Origin of the sequence: Pedobacter cryoconitis (assembly GCF_003259615.1) — a bacterium.
In the GTDB taxonomy this organism is placed as follows: Bacteria; Bacteroidota; Bacteroidia; order Sphingobacteriales; family Sphingobacteriaceae; genus Pedobacter; species Pedobacter cryoconitis.
The window spans coordinates 15,766-35,640 of the sequence record NZ_QLLR01000035.1 but is presented as its reverse complement, the minus strand read 5'-3'; the positions used below and the strand labels follow the sequence as shown (position 1 = coordinate 35,640).

Genomic DNA, 19,875 nt, shown 5'->3' with positions numbered 1-19,875 from the left:
ATGATAGCGCGTAAACAAAACATAACTTACAAACCAGTTGATTTTGATCCTTTTATAGCAGGAGAAATCATTCGGACTGCACCATCAACGGAGCCCCAGTTAGAAATCTGGACTTCTTGTATGCTGGGCGGGAATGATGCGAGCAGAGCTTATAATGAATCTGTTTCACTCCGTTTGAAAGGGAATATTGAGCCCGCTTTATTCAAAGATACAATCAGAAGAGTAGCACAGCGGCATGAAGCCTTAAGATCTGCTTTTAGCAGGGATGGCGCTGCTATCCTGGTTTTTGACCAGGTAAAAGATGAACTCGATTACACAGATTTATCAGCCTTAAGTACCACTGAGCAGGAAAAGCAAATTAAGCAGTACGCTGACAATGATGCACTGTTCTTGTTTGATCTTTTAAACGGCCCGCTGTTTAAAACAGGCCTGCAAAAGCTTTCTGATCAGGAATATCATTTCACTTTTACAGGGCATCATATTATCTGTGACGGCTGGTCACTGGGGATTATTTTACAGGACATCAGTAAAATCTACACTGCGTTAGCAAAACATAAAGAGCCAGTTTTAGGAGAAGTTACTTCTTTAGCCGATTTTGCATATGAGCAGCTGGATTTTTCAAAGAGTCCGGAGCGCAAGGCCAATGAACATTTCTGGCTCAGCCAGTATGAACAGCATATTCCTGTTCTGGATATACCCACTGATCATGAACGCCCGCAGCTTAGAACCTTCAAAAGTAACCGCCTGGACTTCCCTGTTTCCCAGGAACTGATTCATGCGCTGAAAGAAACAGGAAAAGCTGAAGGAAGCAGCCTGGTGATTACCTTTCTCGCTGCATTTGAAGTTTTTCTGCACCTTTTAACCGGGCAGAGAGACGTTGTTGTGGGTTTACCGGCTTCCGGACAAGCAGTTACCGGGCATTATAACCTGGTAGGGCATTGTGTAAACTTTCTGCCGATCAGGAGTTATCCGAATAAAAACTACAGTTTTAAAGAATACCTGAAGCTGAGAAAATCAGCTGTACTGGATGCTTTCGATCACCAGGAAATTACCTGGGGCAGCTTATTGAAAAACCTTAAAATTGCGAGAGATCCTTCTCGTATTCCCCTTGCTCCTGTTGTTTTCAATGTAGACATGGGCTTAGATGACGGAGTTGCTTTTGATCAGCTTGACTATCAATTGATCAGTAATCCCAGAGCTTTTGAAAGCTTTGAATTATTTATCAATGCCAGCGGTTCAGAAAACTCTTTTGTTCTGGAATGGTCATACAATACACAGTTATTTGAACAGCAGACCATTCAGCAGATGATGGCTGGTTTTGAAAACATCTTAAAGTTTATTACCACACATCCTGATCAGAAACTCAAAACATTGGTTCAGCAGGATACCCCCTATTTTCTTTCAGCACCTGTGTTTAAAAGAAGTACGGCCATTTCAGCAGTAACCACCCCCGATTTCAGCGCAGAAATTGCTGCTTTGAACGGGATTACCATTCAGGGTTTGTTTGAAAAAGCGGCTGCCGTTTTTAAAGATCAGACCGCAATTACTTTTCAGGATGAGTCTATTAGTTATAGTAACCTGGACATCAGGGCTGATAACCTGAGCAGAGCCATTCTGAAACTTGCACCCAATGAGGAAATTATCGGGATCAGTACCACCCGCGGCATCAATATGATTGTAGCTGTTCTTGCCATTCTTAAAGCAGGAAAAGCCTATCTGCCGCTTGACCCTAATTATCCTGAAATCAGGCTGAGCCAGATCATTAATGATTCAAAACTCCATTTCTGTATTGCCGGGGCGGTAGAAAACAAGTTCTTTCAACAGCTGGATTTACAAACTATAGACTTTGATCTTACTTATAGTCTGCCAGTACAACACAGCAGTCTGCAAAATCCGAACGGGTATGTATTATATACTTCGGGCTCTACCGGGAAACCTAAAGGTGTTTACATGACGCAGCTTGCCCTGGTCAATTTAATCCAGTGGCAAATGGCCAACTCCATTGCCGGTGCAGGAAGTATCACCCTGCAATTTGCACCTTTAACTTTTGATGTATCCTTTCAGGAGATATTCTGCACCCTTTGTGCGGGCGGACAATTGATGCTGATTGATGATGTACTGCGGCTAAATCCTGATAACCTGCTTGATAAGATTGAGTTAAAAAAGATCAACAGAATTTACCTGCCTTTTGTAGCCTTGCAATTCCTGGCGGAGACAGCAGCAAGCATGGGAAAATTCCCTAAAGCACTCCAGGAAGTGATGACTGCCGGGGAACAATTGAAGATCACCCCGCAGATTGAACAGTTTTTCAGAGCAGTGCCGGGCTGTATCCTTTACAATCAATACGGCCCTACAGAATGTCATGTGGTGACCCAGCTGAAGTTAACCGGAAACCCTTCAAAATGGCCCGCTTTACCTAATATCGGAAGTCCGGTTGCGAATACAGCTATTCATATTACGACCGAAAACCTGGAAATACTGGCTCCCGGAGAAATCGGGGAATTATGTATCTCGGGCGCAAGCCTGGCTGCGGGTTACCTCAATAATCCTGAGTTAACGGCCGGGAAGTTTGTCAGTTTAAACTTACCTGACGCAAGACAGGTGCGCGTTTACCGTACAGGTGATGTAGCCAGGATTTTACCCGATGGAAATATTGAATTCCTGGGCCGTAATGACGACCAGGTAAAAATAAGAGGTTACCGGATTGAACTGGGTGAAGTAGAAGCGGTATTAAGCCGTATCCCAGGCATCGCACAAGTTGTAGTGACGGCGAAAGAAGACCATAACGGACAAAAAAGGTTAGTTGCTTATTTAGCTTCAGCTACCGGAAATCAGGACACTGCTTTTGTAAGAAATGAAATCCAGAGCAGGTTACCCGCTTTTATGATCCCTTCAGTATTTGTCTGGGTTTTGGAATTCCCAAGAACCAGCAGTGGTAAAATAGACAAAAAATCATTGCCTGCCCCCGACCATCTGCATGCCGGTGATTTCAGTAAATATACCGCGCCGCAAACACAAACAGAAGCGACCATTGTCAAACTATGGGAAGAATTACTGGATGTCAAGGAAATTGGTATTGATGATAATTTCTTTGAACTGGGCGGACACTCACTGATTGCCATTCAGTTCATGATCCAGATAGAAAAAGCCAATGGACACGGCTTACCGCTGGCTACGTTATTTGAATATCCGACCATCCGGACTTTAGGAAAACTACTGGATGGGCAGAACCGGCCAACTACTTATACTTCACTGGTCCCGATTAAACCTTCGGGTTCAAAAACTCCGATATATATTGTTCATGGAGGCGGGTACAACGTACTTAACTTTAGTGGGATCGGGCTGCATGTAGACCAGGAACAACCTGTTTTTGGTATCCAGGCGCAAGGATTGGATGGTGTGGAAGAACCTATGGATAACATGGAAGACATTGCCCGCTACTATATAGAAAGTATACTGGCTCAAAATCCGCATGGCCCTTACGCACTTGCCGGGTATTCTTTTGGAGGTTATGTCGTGATTGAAATGGCCAGACAATTAAGAGAACTGGGTCATGAAATTAAAATGCTTGGTATTTTTGATACCAATGCAAAAAACCTGGACTTCCACGGAAACAACTTCTCTGTTTTTAAAGAAAGAGTGAAGAAACAGTTGCCAAAATTCTGGTGGATTATCACTTCATTTATCAAAAACCCTAAAGCGACAGTAAACTATCAAAGACATATCATGACCACCAGGTTAAGAGAAATATTTGGTATCCAGAACAAAACGGAAGAAGAATCAGGGGGGATATATGAGATTATGCGAAGGATTGATAAGAAATATGATATTGCTTACCAGGCCTATAAACTAGCTCCCTTTGAAGAGAAAATACATTTATTCAGGGCAACTGATAATGTCTATTTTGTGGAAGATTTCAAATACCTGGGCTGGCAGAAATATGCTTTAAAAGGAGTTGAAGTACATGATGTGCCCGGAGATCATAAAACAATGCTGCTCGCTCCTTACGATAAAGAGTTTGCAAGAACACTGCAGCAGGTACTGGACAGCGTCTCTTAGACACGCAACGGTATCTGCCGGTTATTTATTTACTGAGTGTAGCTGCACAGGCTGCCTCAGTGCCAATAAATAACATTTTAGCAAACCACAGGAGACGGTTTACTCCCAATGCCCTGAGAACAGCTTAAAATCAGGATTTCCTTTTCGACTTTTCCCACGCTGCACTTTGATTTTTCTGATAATAGCGGGAAATACCAGCCAGTACGGCGTAATTCATCATGCAAAAATAATAAGGGACGAACAAAGCCTTTACGCGAATATTCCGCTGTTCAAAATAAAACCCGATGATACTCAATACATAGAAAAGTACCTGTAAAGCAAATAACACCTGGTAAAAAGCACCAGGCTGTGTAAACGCAAGGATGCCATTAAGCACAAAAACCAGGATCAGTAATAGCGGTACAATTGTCCACCGTAAAACCCTGTGGCTGATATATTGGAAGGTAAATACAAAATTACGGAATGGATTTGCTGCTTTTTTAAGGCGCAGAATGGATTGTATACCCCCGGCAGCAATCCTGATCTTTCTTTTAAGCTCTTCTTTTACATCTGCCGATGCCGTTTCCATCGCATAAGCTCCAGGCTCATAAGCAATCACATAACCATTTTCTGCGATGCGCATCGCAATCATATGGTCATCAATAATTGTATCACTTTCTACAGGCTGATACAACGCCGTGCGGATACTGAATAATTCTCCTGCCGCCCCTACATTTGAATACAATTCATAATCCAGTTTTTTCAGCTTAGATTCATATTTCCAGTAAAAACCTTCCCCCGCAGAACTCGCATCAGCTGAAGCTTCAACCAGGATTCTCTTTTCACCTGCAACTGCCCCAACCTTAGGATTCTGGTAATGCTTCACCAATTCTTTGATCGCTTCAGCATTTAAGAAAGTATTTGCATCTGTAAACACGGTAATTGCACCATTAATCAATGGGATAGCGCGTTTAATAGCCGCCATCTTTCCCGCCCTTATATCCTGGTGCAGCAATGTGATCTCTTTAAAACTACTCACCTTTGCTGCAGTCTGATCGGAAGACCCGTCCGTAATAAAGATAAGCTGAAGTTTATCTTTCGGATAATCCAGCTCCAAAGTATTCCGTATTTTATCTTCAATAATATCTTCTTCATTGTAAGCAGCGACCATCAGGGTAACCGTTGGTAAGACCGCATCTGTTTTAAAAACAAACGGCTTGCTGAACAATCCTTTGATTTTCACCAGTATATAAAGCAAAAAACCGTAACCAACAAACGTATATACAATCAGAAAAATGCTGATCCAAAAAACTATAATCATCAATATTTATATTTTAAAACCTAAATCGTTACTATCTTTTGAATGGGTAAAATTCCATTTCAACCCCAGGAATACCCATTTAATCAAGTCCTTCCTATTCTTCCTGATATACATTAATATTTGCTTCGGACTGGCAATGCCCATATAATACAAGCTAAAAAGCAATGTATTCAACCAGCCGGTATTTCTGCGGATAAACAACATCCTGTTCCGGGTCATAAAGTATGTTTTGATACTGCTTTCTTTTCCCACACTCATGGATTCTTTATGGTAAACTTTAGTACGGCCCGTAAACCAGATCTTTTTTCCCGCTTTTTTGAATTTCTCACACCAGTCCAGCTCTTCATAATACAAAAAGAAGTTCTCGTCCATTAATCCGGCAGTCTTCAGATCGGCCTTGCGGCACATCATGGCAGCACCATGGCAGAAGGCTGTTTCCCTGTATTGCGTATCATATTGCCCCCGATCAGTTTCCATAATGCCAATGGTACTGTTACGGCAAGTGATATAGTTCATTTTTGTCGAACCAGCATATTGAATCACATCAGGTGCATCAAAATACAATAATAAGGGAGAAATTAATCCGATTTCCTGATTTTCTTCAAGCGCCCCGCTCAGTTCACTCACCAGGTTTCCCGTAATTTCGGTATCGTTATTCAGGAATAAAAGATATTCTCCTTTTGCTTTTTCAATTCCCAGGTTATTCCCGCCTGCAAACCCCAGGTTCTTAGCGGAGGAAATATAGACCAGCTCAGGATATTCTTTCAGGAAAACAGCGGAATGATCTTCCCTGCTCCCGTTATCAACCAGGATAACTTCCACTTCACTTAAAGTGGTATGAAGCCTTATCGATTTAAGAAAATCCAGTGTAACCGCTGGCTGATTAAAGTTAACAGTGATAATTGAAGTGCGTTTCATTCCTTGTAAAAGTAATAATTTCCGTGCTGTAATCTGATACTAATGATTACGGCGTTATCAGCAATATTTAATCCAGATTATCATAGCTTAGTTACGGGTATTTCCGACGATATTATTATAAAATATTTAAATTTGTGTATAAGAGGATCTACAATTTGGGCAACTATTGCGATTTGTACCTCAAAATTATAATTAGTTATAAGCAATAGCTATAAAATATTAAATTTATTGCCTGTTAGCATTTAAACATTAATTAGTATAAAATAACCTACTGGGTTTTAACCGCTTTTTAATACTGGCACCATTTTTTCTATAGGGTCGGTGTTACAGTCGACATGAAATCTTCATTAACTCTACCAGAAAATGCGTATTGCCCATCTGATTCTTACTTATACCAGTCCTGAACAAACGGAGCGGATGATCAAAAGTTTATCCCATCCCAATTTCGATTTCTATATTCATGTAGATAAGAAGTTTGACATCAACCCGCACTTATTCCTTAAAGACATCCCTAACGTTTATTTCATTAACAACAGGATCGATGTCAGGTGGGCTGGCTTCAGTACTGTAACCGCAACCTTTGAATGTATTAAAGAGATTACAACTACAGGAATAAGATATGATTTTATCAATTTTCTGAGCGGACAGGATTATCCGCTTAAACCTGCTGATTATATCAATGATTTTTTCGTAAAAAACAAAGGCAAAGAATTCCTGAGTTACCGGGACATCAAAAACGACTGGAAAGAAGGGCTGATCAGAATGGAAAGATATTTCCTGACCAGCTATAATTTTATTGGGAAATACAGGCTGGAAAACCTGATCAATAAAGTCCTTCCTAAAAGAAAGCTGCCTTACAACCTGCATCCTTATGGTAAATCTATGTTCTGGATGTTAAGTCCTGAAGTGGCCTTACATGTGGTGCATACCGTTGAAAATGATCAGAAACTTAAATACTTTTTCTCTTTATGCTGGGCGAGTGATGAGTTTGTTTTCCAGACCATCTTACTGAATTCCAGATATAAAGATAGAATTGTCAATAACAATTACAGATATATTGACTGGTCAGCTGGCGGCGCTAACCCAAAAATACTGGACGAAAGTGATTTCGAAAAACTTGCAGCTTCAGAAATGCTGTTTGCAAGGAAGTTTAATATGGCCGACCATCCGGAAATCCTCAATTTAATAGATAAGAACTTATTAGCAAATGGCGCACATACTTAATATACAGACTTTTAAAGACAGCAGAGGTATTTTAACGGTACTCGATAACATTGTTCCTTTTGAGATTAAAAGATTGTTCTACATTTATGCTGTAGATGATACTGATCGCGGAGGACACAGACACCACGAAACCCATCAGGCAGCCATATGTATTAAAGGATCTTGCAAAATCACTAACAATAACGGGAAAAAGACAGAGATTTTTGATTTGGACAGTCCTGAAAAATGTTTAATGTTATTGCCTGAAGACTGGCATGTGATGCACGATTTTTCGGCTGATGCAATTCTTTTAGTGCTTGCCTCTACAGCATTTGATCCTAAAGACTATATTTATGAGCCTTATGATTCCATATGAAAGCCTGAAAATACTCAACCGTCCTTTTGAAGAAAAGTTTAAAAGTAAGTTTGCTGATTTTCTGAATAAAGGATGGTATATACTGGGAGAGGAAGTGGCTCAGTTTGAACAGGAATTTGCAGCTTACCACCAGGAAAATTACGTAGCTGGTGTGGCCAATGGCCTGGATGCACTGATTCTTTCCCTGCAATGCTGTAAATTTCAAAAAGGCGACGAGGTCATTGTACCTTCCAATACTTATATCGCAACTATCCTGGCGATTATACAATGCGGACTCACCCCCGTACTGGTTGAACCAGACAGCCACACCTATAACATTGATCCTGCATTAATTCCGGCCGCTATTACCCCAAAAACCGTGGCCATTATGGTCGTTCATCTATATGGGCAATGCTGTGACATGGACCCCATACTGGAACTGGCGAAACAACATGAGCTCAAAGTGATTGAAGATTGTGCACAGGCACATGGCGCGAAATACAAAGGCAAATTAGCAGGTACTTTTGGTGATTTCGGTGCATTTAGTTTTTATCCGACAAAAAACCTGGGTGCTTTAGGTGATGCCGGAGCTATTTTATGCCAAACTGAATCAGACTATCAAAAGATCAGACAATTAAGGAATTACGGTTCGGAAAAAAAATATCATAACGGAGTAATTGGCTATAACTCCAGATTGGACGAATTACAAGCTTCCTTTCTAAGGGTTAAACTGCCTCACCTTGATGAGATCAATACGCATAAAAGAAAATTGGCAGCGATCTATACGGAGCATTTGAATGCTGATTTTATCAAACCAAAACTTGATCCGGACTATTATAATGTTTATCATATCTACAATATCCTGCACCCCGAAAGAGATCAGTTGAAACAATATCTGATTGAAAACCAAATTGGTACAGAGGTCCACTACCCGGTAGCCCCCCAGGATCAGGGAGCTTTAAAAGATGTACTTCAGCATTTCGACTATCCTGTTTCTGCAAAAATACACCAGCAGACACTCAGCCTGCCTTGTTCTTTTGCACATACAGAGGAAGATATTTTCCGTGTCACCGAAGTCATGAATAAATTTCATTTAAAATAAAGAAGGATGTTCTATTTATTGAAAGAGCTTGCCCCTCCTATTGTGAATACCTTAAGATGGTATAGTTTTAAATATGGCTGGAAAGGTAATTATAAGACTTATGAACAGGCCAAAGAAAAATGTAAAGGCTACGATGAAGATCATATTCTGAACCGGATTATTGAAACCACTTACCAGGTTAAGAATAAGGAGATTGCTTATGAAAGGGACGGGATCGCCTATGATACCGTTCAAATGAATTTCCCTTTATTGAAAACACTGTTATACATCGCTTCAACAAATAACAATGAACTAACCGTCATTGACTTTGGCGGTTCCCTGGGTACAACTTATTATCAAAACTACCCTTATCTGAAGCACTTAAAAAAATTAAAGTGGTGTATTATCGAGCAGCCCAAGTTTGTGGAAGCGGGAAAGAAACACTTTGAGAATGAACACATTAAATTCTACAACAGTATTCAGGAATGTATGGCTGAAAACAAGCCGCAGCTCTTCCTGATCTGCAGTGTGCTGCAATATATTGACAAACCCTATCAACTGTTAGATGAGGTCAAGGAAACCAGAATCCCTTATATTATGCTCGATTATGTAGGGTATAACAGCACAAATGCCGACAGGATCACCATACAGCATGTTCCCACGGTATTTTATGGAATTGAAGCGTCTTATCCATGTTATTTTTTCAACAGGGTAAAAATACAAGACAAGCTTTATGAAAATTATGAGAAAGAATACGATTTCATTGCTGCCAGTGAAAAGTATTATGTCCAGTTCAAACCTTTCCGGTACGAAGGATCATTGTGGAAAATCAGGCCCTGATAATCTTTTATTTCCTTTTTGAGCAGGCTGCGTTGATTAACTCCTGATACAAACGAACGTTTAAAGGATCTTTAAGCAATACTTGTGCACTCTTTTTCAGTCCATATAACCACGAACCCAAAGAAAGTGCAATTGCCGCCTGTTCCTGAACCTTATCAACTTCAACCTTGAACTTCCACCTGGTTGTTATTCTTTTGATCAGCGTTTTATCTTTTAATTCAGCAAGCTTGTACCTCTTTAATAAATCAACAAGCAATTTATCCAGCATTACCTTCTGACGTTTGCCCCAGTAATGCAGTACAAACTCATCGGCTTCATGTAAGGTCTTTCTGCGCTGCAGGATTAATGAAAAGGCAATCTGCTCACTGATAAACCAGCAGGAGTTCTTATAGAACTCATCATTTAACCTGAATACATCAGGCATATACTCCGCAAAAGTGCTGTGCAAGCCTAATACACCAGAATTCCACCCATAATCATGCCTCGTAAATTTTTCCGGTTTCCCGCCAATCATCAGGTCACGGTCAGTGATATAGTCAATAAATGCTTGGGGAAACTCTCCCTCATTAAAGCTCTTAAAGATACCCAGCCCTTGTTCAAAAGTATATTCCCGCTGGTGCATGAAAGCATCCTGTTTGGTTATCCCATTGAAGAGTGCGGTCGCATCACCAGTAAAAAAAGTATCTGAATCAATAAAAATCAAGCTGTCCTGCGGATATTTCTTAAAAGTCATATCGATGGAAGCTATCTTCCGGCGGTGATAAAATAAGGTGCCCCCTAACATTTCTTCCATCACCTGGGGAGTCATGACCACATATTCAATTTCAGGCTGATCCAGGTGAGCCTGAAAAAAATGGGGCTGATCTGTATACACAAGAATCCTTGTCCTGTGAATATCACTAGCTGCTGACCAGGCGTAAAAACTTAAAATACTAAAGATAGCTCTGCGAAATTCGGACTCAGCACCGTAAGAAAGAAAGACTAAATTCTGATCAGGACTAAACCTGTTTACTGTTGGAGGTGTATTCATCGATTGCAGCTAAAATATCAATATCTATACCAACATCAAACTTCCTGGCGAAAAGCATGTGAGAGGCACGCAATTTATCCAGATCTGCCAGTGTCAGAATTTTAGGGTTTGCCATACCATCCGGGAAATCTATATAACGCAGGTTATCATTGACAATATGATCCTTTAAGGGGGAATTCATTAATATCGTCGGGATCACAAACTCATCTGTTCCCCAACAAAATTTCAGGAACTTCTTGATCTTATTCTCTGTATCGAAATAATTCGCAAGGTAACCGGCACTTTCCTTATTTATAGTCCACCAGCTGGACTTGCTGCCTCCGTATAACTTCATAGCCAGCGGAAACTTGCGTAAAGGAAGTATCTTGTTCAGCATATTCTCTATAAAGAACTTGCCGCTGAAATTATAGTCCGTTAAATGATAACGCTGGAACCTATAAACTGCCCCTTCCCACCACTTGGAATCCTCTGCTTCATAATAGATAAATGATTTGCTGCTGTTCTGCTGCAAAAAATCACAGATCTCCTGGTTGCTCTTCAGCGGATAATCCTGCGCACTCAGCAGATTATAGAACCCATACTCCACTCCATTCAGCAATACTTCTTGAAGGGAACTCATCATGGCCTGCAACGTGCTATAACCTCCCCAATTACAAATTGATCTTTCTTGTATAAACTTAACGCCCCGGATAGCTCTCAGGAATTCATAAGGTTTGATGTCAACTTTTTTATCCACATGGATATAAAAATCAAAATCGGGATGCTGCATCTTTAACAAAAGACGATTTAACTGCTCCGGATTTTTATGCGCAATTATGATATGTGCTATACGCATAGAAAAACTAAATTAACTCCAATTATAAACCCGCATTGCGTTACATTTTTCATTAGCCGTATTGATCAAAAGACAGCTCTAAAATAGTGCAAAACTAATCATAAATAAAAATGATTATTCTATATCAGTCAAAAACGGCTGATAATCAGACCCTGATAAATTAATACCCATCTGTTTATTTACGCTGGGCACTAATTTTCGATTTAGCAAAATAAACCATTATCCATATTTATTCAGGTGACCCATTTCTAACTGGTTAATCAATTTACATCAACCGATGTAAATCGGGAAATAATTACCCAAATTTCCCCATTTTTTTTGATAATATTCTAGGATTATAAATAATATGTGTATCTATGCACCATGTTGAAAAAATAATCAACAAAACTATCCCATTAAAAATGAGAACATTAACAATCATATTCCTCTTCTCTATTTCTTCAGTTTTCTTACTGGCCTCTTGCAAAAAGGGAATTATTGAAAATCCTGACATTTCGGTTATTGTTCCTGGATCAGGAGCTGATACAAGCAAAGCGCCTGCGCCGATTGTTTATAAAAGAACAGTCAATATTGGTACAGGATCAGGAGTCCTTAATTTTGACGGTGCTACTTTTGCCGTTCAATGTAATGACCTGATTAAAATCAAAGGAGGAAGCTATACTTCTATCAATATCAAGAACGTATTATCTGCCGACGGATGTCCGATTACCTTCAAAAATGACGGACTTGTGGAAGTTGCAGGAAACTTTAATGCGATGTCTCTGGAAAACCTGAAAAACGTATATATCTCCGGAGACGGAACGCCAGGACTGGCTAAAGGATTTTCGTTCAGAGACAACTCTTACAGAGCAGTAGTCATCACTGGTAGTCTGAACAACTTCACGTTTCAATACGCAGCTTTTAAAAACATCGGTGATCTGGATATTACTTTTAAATACAATGATGTTTATAATGGAACAGAAGGCTCTTATTCCAAGAACCTTAGATTCCTGAATATGTCTTGTGACAATACAGCGCAGTTCCTGACTACCGGAGGATATATCCAGGGCGGAGTGGTGTATGGATTAGTGAAGAATATTGAGATCGCTAACATTGACTTCCAGAATGCTTCGGATGTAGGGACGGTGGTTTTTATGGGAAATGTAGAAGACTACAACATTCACCATAACAAAATCAACAATATCAATACCAGCAATAACAACCATAACGGTATCTTTCAGATTGCTGGAAATGGTAGATTTCATAATAACTTAGTGACTAATCACCAGGGAAATGCAATCCGCGCCTGGGGCCATACTGTTGGCAGTACACCAAAAAATATTCTGATCTACAATAACATCGTTTTAAACTCCCGTAAATACTCAGGTTTTGAAGTTCAATCTTTTTCTGACAGAATAACCCCAGGAATTACAACTTATACAAACGCCATAGTCTTCAACAATACCTGTGGCAATTTAAACCAATCCAATGACTGGCAAGCAGCCGTAGTTGACGTATACGGCATGTCGGGCGGTAAGGTGGATGTTTACAATAACCTGGGATTCAATTTCCTTCCAAATCAGAAAATGATCGCTTTACAATGGGCTGAAGTTATTCCGAACACTTCGTATAACTTATACAATGAAACCGCTGCACAAGACGGGATTACAGACCAGACTTCACTGAATTTAACCAGTAATTCACCTGCAAAATCTAAAGGCAGACCAACACCATTTGTCATCACAGATTTCTATGGTAAACCAAGAAGCGCAACAGCTCCCTCTATAGGTGCTGTTGAATAAGCAGATAAATTTTATAAAAAAATCTCAGCTCAATATATGAACTGAGATTTTTTTTTGGCACTCTATCTGCCTACTTGTCAAACAATCTTATTACATTTATATTCATTAGCCGGGCAATTAATAGATGATGAACACCCCATACCACTTTACAAGCGTTACTTTACTGATTACCCATTACAACAGATGTAAGTCGCTTGAGCGGCTTTTAAAGGCTTTTAAAAAATTAGACTGTAATTTTGGAGACATCGTTATTTCTGATGATGGCAGTGAGAAAAGTCAACTGCAGTACATCGAAAAATTACAGCAGGAATATACTTTCAGGTTAATTACTTCCCCAATTAACAAAGGATTGGGGAATAATATAAACAAAGGCCAGGATAGCGTACAAACTGAATATACGTTATATATTCAGGAAGATTTTGTTCCTAAGGCTACTTTCCCGGAACATTTCGCAGATGCGCTGCAAATTATGGAGCAAGATAAGAAATGGGATATGATAACTTTGTATTCTTATTCTCCTTATCCTTATATGACACCGTATAAGCTCGGTTTTTCTGAAAAAGTGTTCCACCTGTCACCATGGTATACTAATAATCTCAAATTTTATCTTTACGGAGATCATCCGCATTTGCGCAAGTCAACTTTTCTTAAAGACTTCGGCAGATATCCTGAAGGCTTGAACGGTGACCAAACTGAAATGCAGATGAGTTTTGCTTTCATTAAAAACAAAGGTAAATGTCTGCTTTATGATGACCATTATGGATTATTAACACAAGAAAATTCAGTAGAAGAACCGAGCACTGCAAACTTTAGAAAATCATGGAATAATGGCAATAGTGTTCCTTTTACTATTGCTAAATTGATATATTCGAAGTATAAATTTTTAAAATACAATTTTCAATTACTTACAAAAACGGTAAAATAGGCTAAAGCACTCAAATTATTATACTCGTAAAAAAGAACTACAACAAAATGGAAAAATCAGCGCCTATTGCTATAATTTGTGTTTGTGATAATCACTATGCCATTTTACTGGCAGCTTTAATCAGATCTATTGAAGTAAATCATCAGTCTGATGAAAAACTAGAATTTTTTATTGTAGAAGATGGAATTACTAAGAAAAATAAATCAAAAATATTAAGTGGGAGTAATCCAGAAATTGTAACTATTCATTGGATGGTTAAATCTGAATGTCTACCTAAAAATGTCAAACTTCCGGTTGACAAAAGCAGTTTACCAATAAATATTTACATCAGATTATTTATCCCTCATTTCATTCCAAAATCTATCAAGCGAATTATATATTTGGATGTAGACATGATTATGCTTGAAGATATCAGCAAGTTATGGCATACAGATTTGGGAAGCAAAATAGTTGGTGCTGTGCAGGATCAGTTTATACAGGTGGTGACACGCTGGGGTGGTATAAGCAATTATGAAGAGTTAGGCATACCAGCTGATAATAAATATTTCAACTCCGGCTTAATGGTTGTTGATATAGAAAAGTGGAGAAATGCTGACATTACCAATAAAGTGCTTAACTGTCTGACTGCACATAAAAAACATGCCGTTTATGAGGATCAATATGGCCTGAATGCTGTACTCGCATTGCACTGGAAGGAATTGGATTTATTATGGAACCGCTTTGCTTATTCAGAAGAAGAAAAACCATACCTCATTCATTTTACAGGAAGAAAGCCTATCTATAAGTCATACGAATATAGTGAGAAATACAAAGAAATATTCTTTTACTATTTGAATATGACAGGCTGGAAAAACTTTAAACCAATTGGAGAAAGTTCAAGATACTTAAAGAAGCTATATAATATTTTAGAAAAGTCCAAAACTCTTTTAGGTTTAAAATAGTTATAATTCCCCTTTCTTCAATTGTTCATAAGCAAACTGGCTCGCTCTGGCAGTTAAAGCCATGTAAGTTAAAGATGGATTCTGACAGGCGGAAGAAGTCATGCAGCTGCCATCAGTAATAAAAACGTTCTTCGCCTCGTGCATCTGGTTAAACTTGTTTAAAACAGATGTTTTGGGGTCATGTCCCATACGGGCAGTTCCCATTTCATGAATGGTTGATCCTCCTGGCTTATTGTAATTAAAAGTTTCAATATTTTTGAATCCTGCCTTTTCGAACATTTCCGCAGAAGTCTGCTGAATATCGGACATCATCTTATGCTCATTATCGCGGAAAGCAAAGTCAATTTTAATTAAAGGCTGGTCCCACTTATCCTTCTGGAAGTTATCTAAAGATACTTTATTATCAAAATAAGGCAAACACTCTCCCCATCCGGCCATCCAGATTGACCATGGACCGGGCGTAGTAAGCTGTGCTTTAAATTCTTCCCCGAACCCTTCAATACTTTGCGCTTTATCCATCCACTCCTGCCGTTCACCATGACCCTGGATATTGTACCCTCTTTTAAAATTAAGACTTTTATCCTGCTGAAGATTCCTATACCTTGGGATTAGAAATCCACAAGGTCTTCTTCCTTTATAATATTGGTCCGTATAAGATTCATGTATACCATAGGCACCCGCAGAAGAATGGTGATCCATCAGATTATGCCCCAGCTGCCCGCTTCCATTACCAAATCCATCAGGGAACCTCGAAGAAACAGAATTCAATAATAAGCCCGCAGTTGCAATCGTAGATGCGTTGACAAAAACAATCTTCGCATAAAACTCCAGCACTTCATTAGTTAAAGTATCAATTACCCGCACCCCTTTAGCCTTCTGTTTTTGCTCATCAAACAGCAGCTCAGTCACAATTGAAAACGGTCTTAAAGTTAAATTACCAGTAGCCATTGCAGCTGGAATAGTCGAACTGTTACTGCTGAAATATCCGCCAAAAGGACATCCCCGGGTACACAAATTCCTGTTTTGACAAGGCCCGCGGTTATCCCATCCCCTGGTTAAGTTAGCGACCCTTGCAATCGTTAATAAACGGTGTTCGTCATGCTTGCGGATAGAATCACCCAAATGCTTTTCAATACAATTCAACTCCATTGGTGTTAAAAATTTGCCATCTGGCAACTGCGCCAGATTTTCACAGTTACCACTTACCCCAATAAACGATTCTGCATAACTATACCACTGTTCCAGATCTTTATAGCGGATAGGCCAGTCTATTCCATACCCATCCTGGTGATTGGCCTGAAAGTCAAGATCGCTCCAACGATAGCACTGTCTTCCCCAGGTTAAAGACCTGCCGCCTACCTGATACCCCCTGTACCAGTTAAATGGCTTTTCCTGTACATAAGGATGTTCAGCGTCACTGACATAAAAATGCTTGTCAGCGGGGCTGTATGCACCACTGTGAATCGGATCAGTTTCCCGGTCCTTTAGAGTATTGTTCATCCCGGCTTTAAAATCCCATGGATTAAGATTCGCGGTTGGATAATCGATAATATGCTTTACATCCCGGCCTCTTTCCAAAAGCAGTGTTTTCAACCCTTTTTTACAAAGTTCCATTGCTGCCCATCCCCCGCTGATTCCTGAACCAATTACGATGGCATCATAGGTATTGAGTTGTTTATTTTTATCGCTGATGTACATAATTTACTTGGTTGCCCAGGATTTCTGGTTTTTACGGAGTGGAATGCAGGCTTCAAAAGTATGGGGAATATAATCATAAGCAAGCCCCTGGGTAGCCCCAAGCCGGGATTGACAATAGCCCTCCACAGTGAGTTCTCTGAGCTTCAGAAAAAATGGCTTCCCAAAAAGCTTGTTATTAATTTTATTCAGAATTTTGTAAGAATAGCCTGATGAATTTCTGGCCATGTGTTTCAATACAATCTTTTTTTCTGCCAGGCTGCATTGCAAAAAATCCTTACCGTATCGTTCAGCGGTATAATCCTCCAGTTCAGCAATCCCATCAATGAACTTATTCTGCTCTTTTACAGGCGTACAATTCAGTATGACCATAATCATATAATCATGTACCATCGCTGCCCTGGCACCGGGAGTATCTGTTTGAGGGATGATCAGCTCGGCAAGTTCAGCCAGCAATTCTCTTTTATGGACGAGATCTGCAGGAACAACAGCCCTGTTCATGCTCACCCATTTAAGAATAGAGAAAGAAGCTGCACCTGCTACAGCTAAACCGAAGACACTCTTAATATATAATCTTCTGTCCACTTACAAGGATTGCTTTAAATTTTTGATTTCAGAGAGTGACAACTTATATTTTAAAGTTAAGGCGGCATAAACCATTCCGCCCAAAGCAATCTGAGCCATGGTGTGGAACGTTCCAGTATTCCCTATAAACTGTTTATACAATAAGATAACGACAGCCATGGCCACACTAAACAGAATTGGCTTGGCAATATTTTCCAGAAACGTTTTCATGAAATCACCCACCATAAACTGGATCAGGAAGAAGTTCATCACCAGCGTAATGAAGGTCGTGATTAAGAATCCATAAGCAATCCCCATAATTCCATAATGTTTAGCCATGATGTAAATCAGCGGGAATTTAATGACAAGGGTAATCAGGTTCAGGTAAAACAGCAACTTCGGTTTACCCGTAGAATAAGCTACCGTAGAAAGCGGGTACATCAGACAAGAGAAGATACCTGTAAAAACAAAGATCTTAATCAGCGGCACTGTAGCATCCCATCCCGAACCATAAATTAATGGAATTACATTGGCAGACATTAAATACAAGCCGGCCAGCAGAGGAATATTAATATAAGAAAGAAAATCAACAATCTTCAGGTAAGCACCTTTCAACTGCTCCAGGTTTTCCTTCATTCTGGCCATGATCGGATAACAGATCTGTACAATAATCGGGCAGATCCTGGCTACCGGGTAAATCGCAACCTGTGAAGCAATTGTATAATACCCCAATTCTTTGACCCCTAATAAACCACCAATCAGGATCGTGTCCATATTGCCGTTAGCAAAGCCCAAAAGACTATCCCCAATGTTGTAAATACCAAACATCAGGTGTTCTTTAATTTCCTTCAGCTTAAAATACCAGACCGGGGAAAAATAAACCCTGCCAATTACATTCTGAACCAGCATTTTAAGCGTCTGTCCGGCCAAAAGACCGTATACTAAAGATTTAGCCTGAAAGCCCTTGTACGCGAGTATAATTGTGATCGTAGTCGCTAATATGGAGCAAACAATTTCCGTTAAAGCCAGGGACTTGAATTTCAGTTCCTTTTCTAGGAGGATATTGTAAATCTGTCCAAGAAAAACGATAGGGAAATAAAAAGCAGAAATATGAAGTACCTCTAGTAAGCGCGGCTCTTTATAGTACATGACCAGCAGCGGTGAACCAAAGTAAATGATCACAAACATCGCAGAACCAATCATCAGGTTTAGAAAATAAATAGTAGATAAGACCTTGTTGTCACTTTCCTGTTTATAGACGATAGAGTTGGAGAAACCGAAATGGGCAAAAATGCCTAAAAAGGTGATCACCAAAGTACTGATACTGACAATACCGAAGGAAGACGGCTCCAGCAACCGGGCCAAAATCGCTATCTGGACAAATTGCAGCACGGTATTAACAACAGTTGAAATGGTTGTCCACTTCGCGCCGGAGATAGCTAATTTTTTGTTACTCATAAGTCACTATTTATTCAGGACAAAAGATATTGTGTCCTTCATCATTTTATATTTCAGGTACACCCAATATAAAGGCTTAATATCTGCATAAGTTTTGGTCTTCACCTTATCCGGTCTGAAAAGTCCCGGCTCATCCTCCGGATTATCATGTTCAAACAACTCATTAAAATTTTTATAATAAAGAGCCTTACCCTCATTTTTCAGAAAAGATCTGCACATTTTCATTTCCGTCACATCGCCATTTGGTGCTTCGAAATAGCGGCCGAACTTCTCAGTAAAGCTTACTCTTTTCAGATGAGGGTGATCGCTATACACATGAAATTTAAGATAATTTGTATACCATGGCCATAAACTAAAGATCATTTTAGAGAAACCTTTCTTATAAGGCGTTAAATATGGATAAGGGGACCATGGAAAAGAGTAGAATCGGACAATATCCCATTCATCTTCTGATTTCATTATTTCCAGACCGTCTTTTAATGCTGTAATGAAAGCCGCTTTCGGGACAAAATCTTCCTGTATATACAGGATATAAGGAGATTTGACTGCATCCATACCCTTATTGATATTGTTGCCAAGCCCTTTGTTAATTTCAGTAGTAATTAAAGTAAATCCTAATTGCTCCTGCATTTCTTTTAAACAATCCTGATGTTCTTTATTACTGCCATCATCAGAAACAATAATTTGCTCAAAAGATATTTCGTACAGCGCTATAGTTTTTAACAATCGAAATAAAGATTCACTTCTGTTATAATGCGTAATAAGTAAAGTAACACCAGAAATAAGTTGATTTGAGTTTTTCATCATTTAAATAACCGTTTTATCTTTTCAAATAGGCTGTTTATCATTTTCATAATTCTATACCTTATAGGTTTTTTCTATGATGTAAA

16 protein-coding genes are annotated in these 19,875 nt (G+C 39.4%); 8 read left to right on the top strand and 8 right to left on the bottom strand.

Annotated features, from left to right (window positions below):
• On the top strand, positions 1-4,059 hold the full coding sequence (locus tag LY11_RS23120) for a non-ribosomal peptide synthetase (protein ID WP_111635985.1): 4,059 nt from the start codon (positions 1-3) through the stop codon (positions 4,057-4,059).
• A gap of 130 nt (positions 4,060-4,189) precedes the next feature.
• Here LY11_RS23120 and LY11_RS23115 read toward each other — a convergent pair whose 3' ends face one another.
• Together LY11_RS23115 and LY11_RS23110 are read right to left on the bottom strand one after the other, a co-directional pair.
• Positions 4,190-5,359, bottom strand: a complete 1,170-nt coding sequence (locus LY11_RS23115; RefSeq protein ID WP_111635984.1) for a glycosyltransferase family 2 protein — start codon at positions 5,357-5,359, stop codon at positions 4,190-4,192.
• 6 nt (positions 5,360-5,365) lie between these two features.
• The gene (locus LY11_RS23110; RefSeq protein ID WP_111635983.1) at positions 5,366-6,277 is read right to left on the bottom strand and encodes a glycosyltransferase family 2 protein; all 912 of its coding nucleotides are present in this window, start codon (positions 6,275-6,277) and stop codon (positions 5,366-5,368) included.
• 363 nt (positions 6,278-6,640) lie between these two features.
• On the opposite strand from LY11_RS23110, the gene LY11_RS23105 reads away from it, so the two are divergent.
• Genes LY11_RS23105 through LY11_RS23090 form a run of 4 tightly spaced genes read left to right on the top strand, consistent with a single transcriptional unit; the run spans position 6,641 to position 9,756 of the window.
• Positions 6,641-7,501 carry a beta-1,6-N-acetylglucosaminyltransferase gene (locus tag LY11_RS23105; RefSeq protein WP_111635982.1) on the top strand — a complete coding sequence of 287 codons (861 nt, stop codon included), beginning with the start codon at positions 6,641-6,643 and terminating at the stop codon, positions 7,499-7,501.
• Positions 7,485-7,856: a sugar 3,4-ketoisomerase gene (locus LY11_RS23100; RefSeq protein WP_111635981.1), complete on the top strand. Its 372-nt coding sequence runs from the start codon at positions 7,485-7,487 to the stop codon at positions 7,854-7,856. Before LY11_RS23105 ends, LY11_RS23100 begins: the two co-directional genes overlap by 17 nt.
• A complete protein-coding gene (locus LY11_RS23095; RefSeq protein WP_211321640.1) occupies positions 7,834-8,937 on the top strand; it encodes a DegT/DnrJ/EryC1/StrS family aminotransferase in 1,104 nt (367 codons plus the stop codon). The genes LY11_RS23100 and LY11_RS23095 overlap by 23 nt, the downstream gene beginning before the upstream one ends.
• Before the next feature lie 6 nt (positions 8,938-8,943).
• Positions 8,944-9,756 (top strand): methyltransferase, TIGR04325 family, encoded by an 813-nt coding sequence (locus tag LY11_RS23090; RefSeq protein ID WP_111635979.1) that lies wholly within the window; start codon positions 8,944-8,946, stop codon positions 9,754-9,756.
• A 7-nt stretch (positions 9,757-9,763) separates the two neighbouring features.
• Here LY11_RS23090 and LY11_RS23085 read toward each other — a convergent pair whose 3' ends face one another.
• Positions 9,764-10,786, bottom strand: coding sequence for a hypothetical protein (locus tag LY11_RS23085; protein ID WP_111635978.1), 1,023 nt, complete (start codon positions 10,784-10,786; stop codon positions 9,764-9,766).
• Positions 10,755-11,621, bottom strand: coding sequence for a beta-1,6-N-acetylglucosaminyltransferase (locus LY11_RS23080; RefSeq protein WP_111635977.1), 867 nt, complete (start codon positions 11,619-11,621; stop codon positions 10,755-10,757). The genes LY11_RS23085 and LY11_RS23080 overlap by 32 nt, the downstream gene beginning before the upstream one ends.
• A 401-nt stretch (positions 11,622-12,022) precedes the next feature.
• On the opposite strand from LY11_RS23080, the gene LY11_RS23075 reads away from it, so the two are divergent.
• The 3 genes from LY11_RS23075 to LY11_RS23065 all read left to right on the top strand — a co-directional run bounded on the left by LY11_RS23075 (position 12,023) and on the right by LY11_RS23065 (position 15,268).
• Entirely contained in the window at positions 12,023-13,402 is a 1,380-nt protein-coding gene (locus LY11_RS23075; RefSeq protein WP_146610905.1) for a hypothetical protein, read from the top strand.
• A 124-nt stretch (positions 13,403-13,526) separates the two neighbouring features.
• Positions 13,527-14,327: a glycosyltransferase gene (locus LY11_RS23070; RefSeq protein WP_245952867.1), complete on the top strand. Its 801-nt coding sequence runs from the start codon at positions 13,527-13,529 to the stop codon at positions 14,325-14,327.
• Positions 14,328-14,374: 47 nt separating this feature from the next.
• A complete protein-coding gene (locus tag LY11_RS23065; RefSeq protein WP_111635975.1) occupies positions 14,375-15,268 on the top strand; it encodes a glycosyltransferase family 8 protein in 894 nt (297 codons plus the stop codon).
• Here LY11_RS23065 and LY11_RS23060 read toward each other — a convergent pair whose 3' ends face one another.
• The 4 genes from LY11_RS23060 to LY11_RS23045 are packed head-to-tail and all read right to left on the bottom strand — an operon-like array spanning position 15,269 to position 19,792.
• Positions 15,269-16,966 (bottom strand): GMC oxidoreductase, encoded by a 1,698-nt coding sequence (locus LY11_RS23060; RefSeq protein ID WP_111635974.1) that lies wholly within the window; start codon positions 16,964-16,966, stop codon positions 15,269-15,271. It lies immediately after the preceding gene.
• Positions 16,967-16,969: 3 nt separating this feature from the next.
• On the bottom strand, positions 16,970-17,548 hold the full coding sequence (locus LY11_RS23055; RefSeq protein ID WP_111635973.1) for a gluconate 2-dehydrogenase subunit 3 family protein: 579 nt from the start codon (positions 17,546-17,548) through the stop codon (positions 16,970-16,972).
• On the bottom strand, positions 17,549-18,985 hold the full coding sequence (locus LY11_RS23050) for an MOP flippase family protein (RefSeq protein WP_111635972.1): 1,437 nt from the start codon (positions 18,983-18,985) through the stop codon (positions 17,549-17,551).
• A 6-nt stretch (positions 18,986-18,991) separates the two neighbouring features.
• A complete protein-coding gene (locus LY11_RS23045) occupies positions 18,992-19,792 on the bottom strand; it encodes a glycosyltransferase (protein WP_211321639.1) in 801 nt (266 codons plus the stop codon).
• Positions 19,793-19,875: the final 83 nt, after the last annotated feature.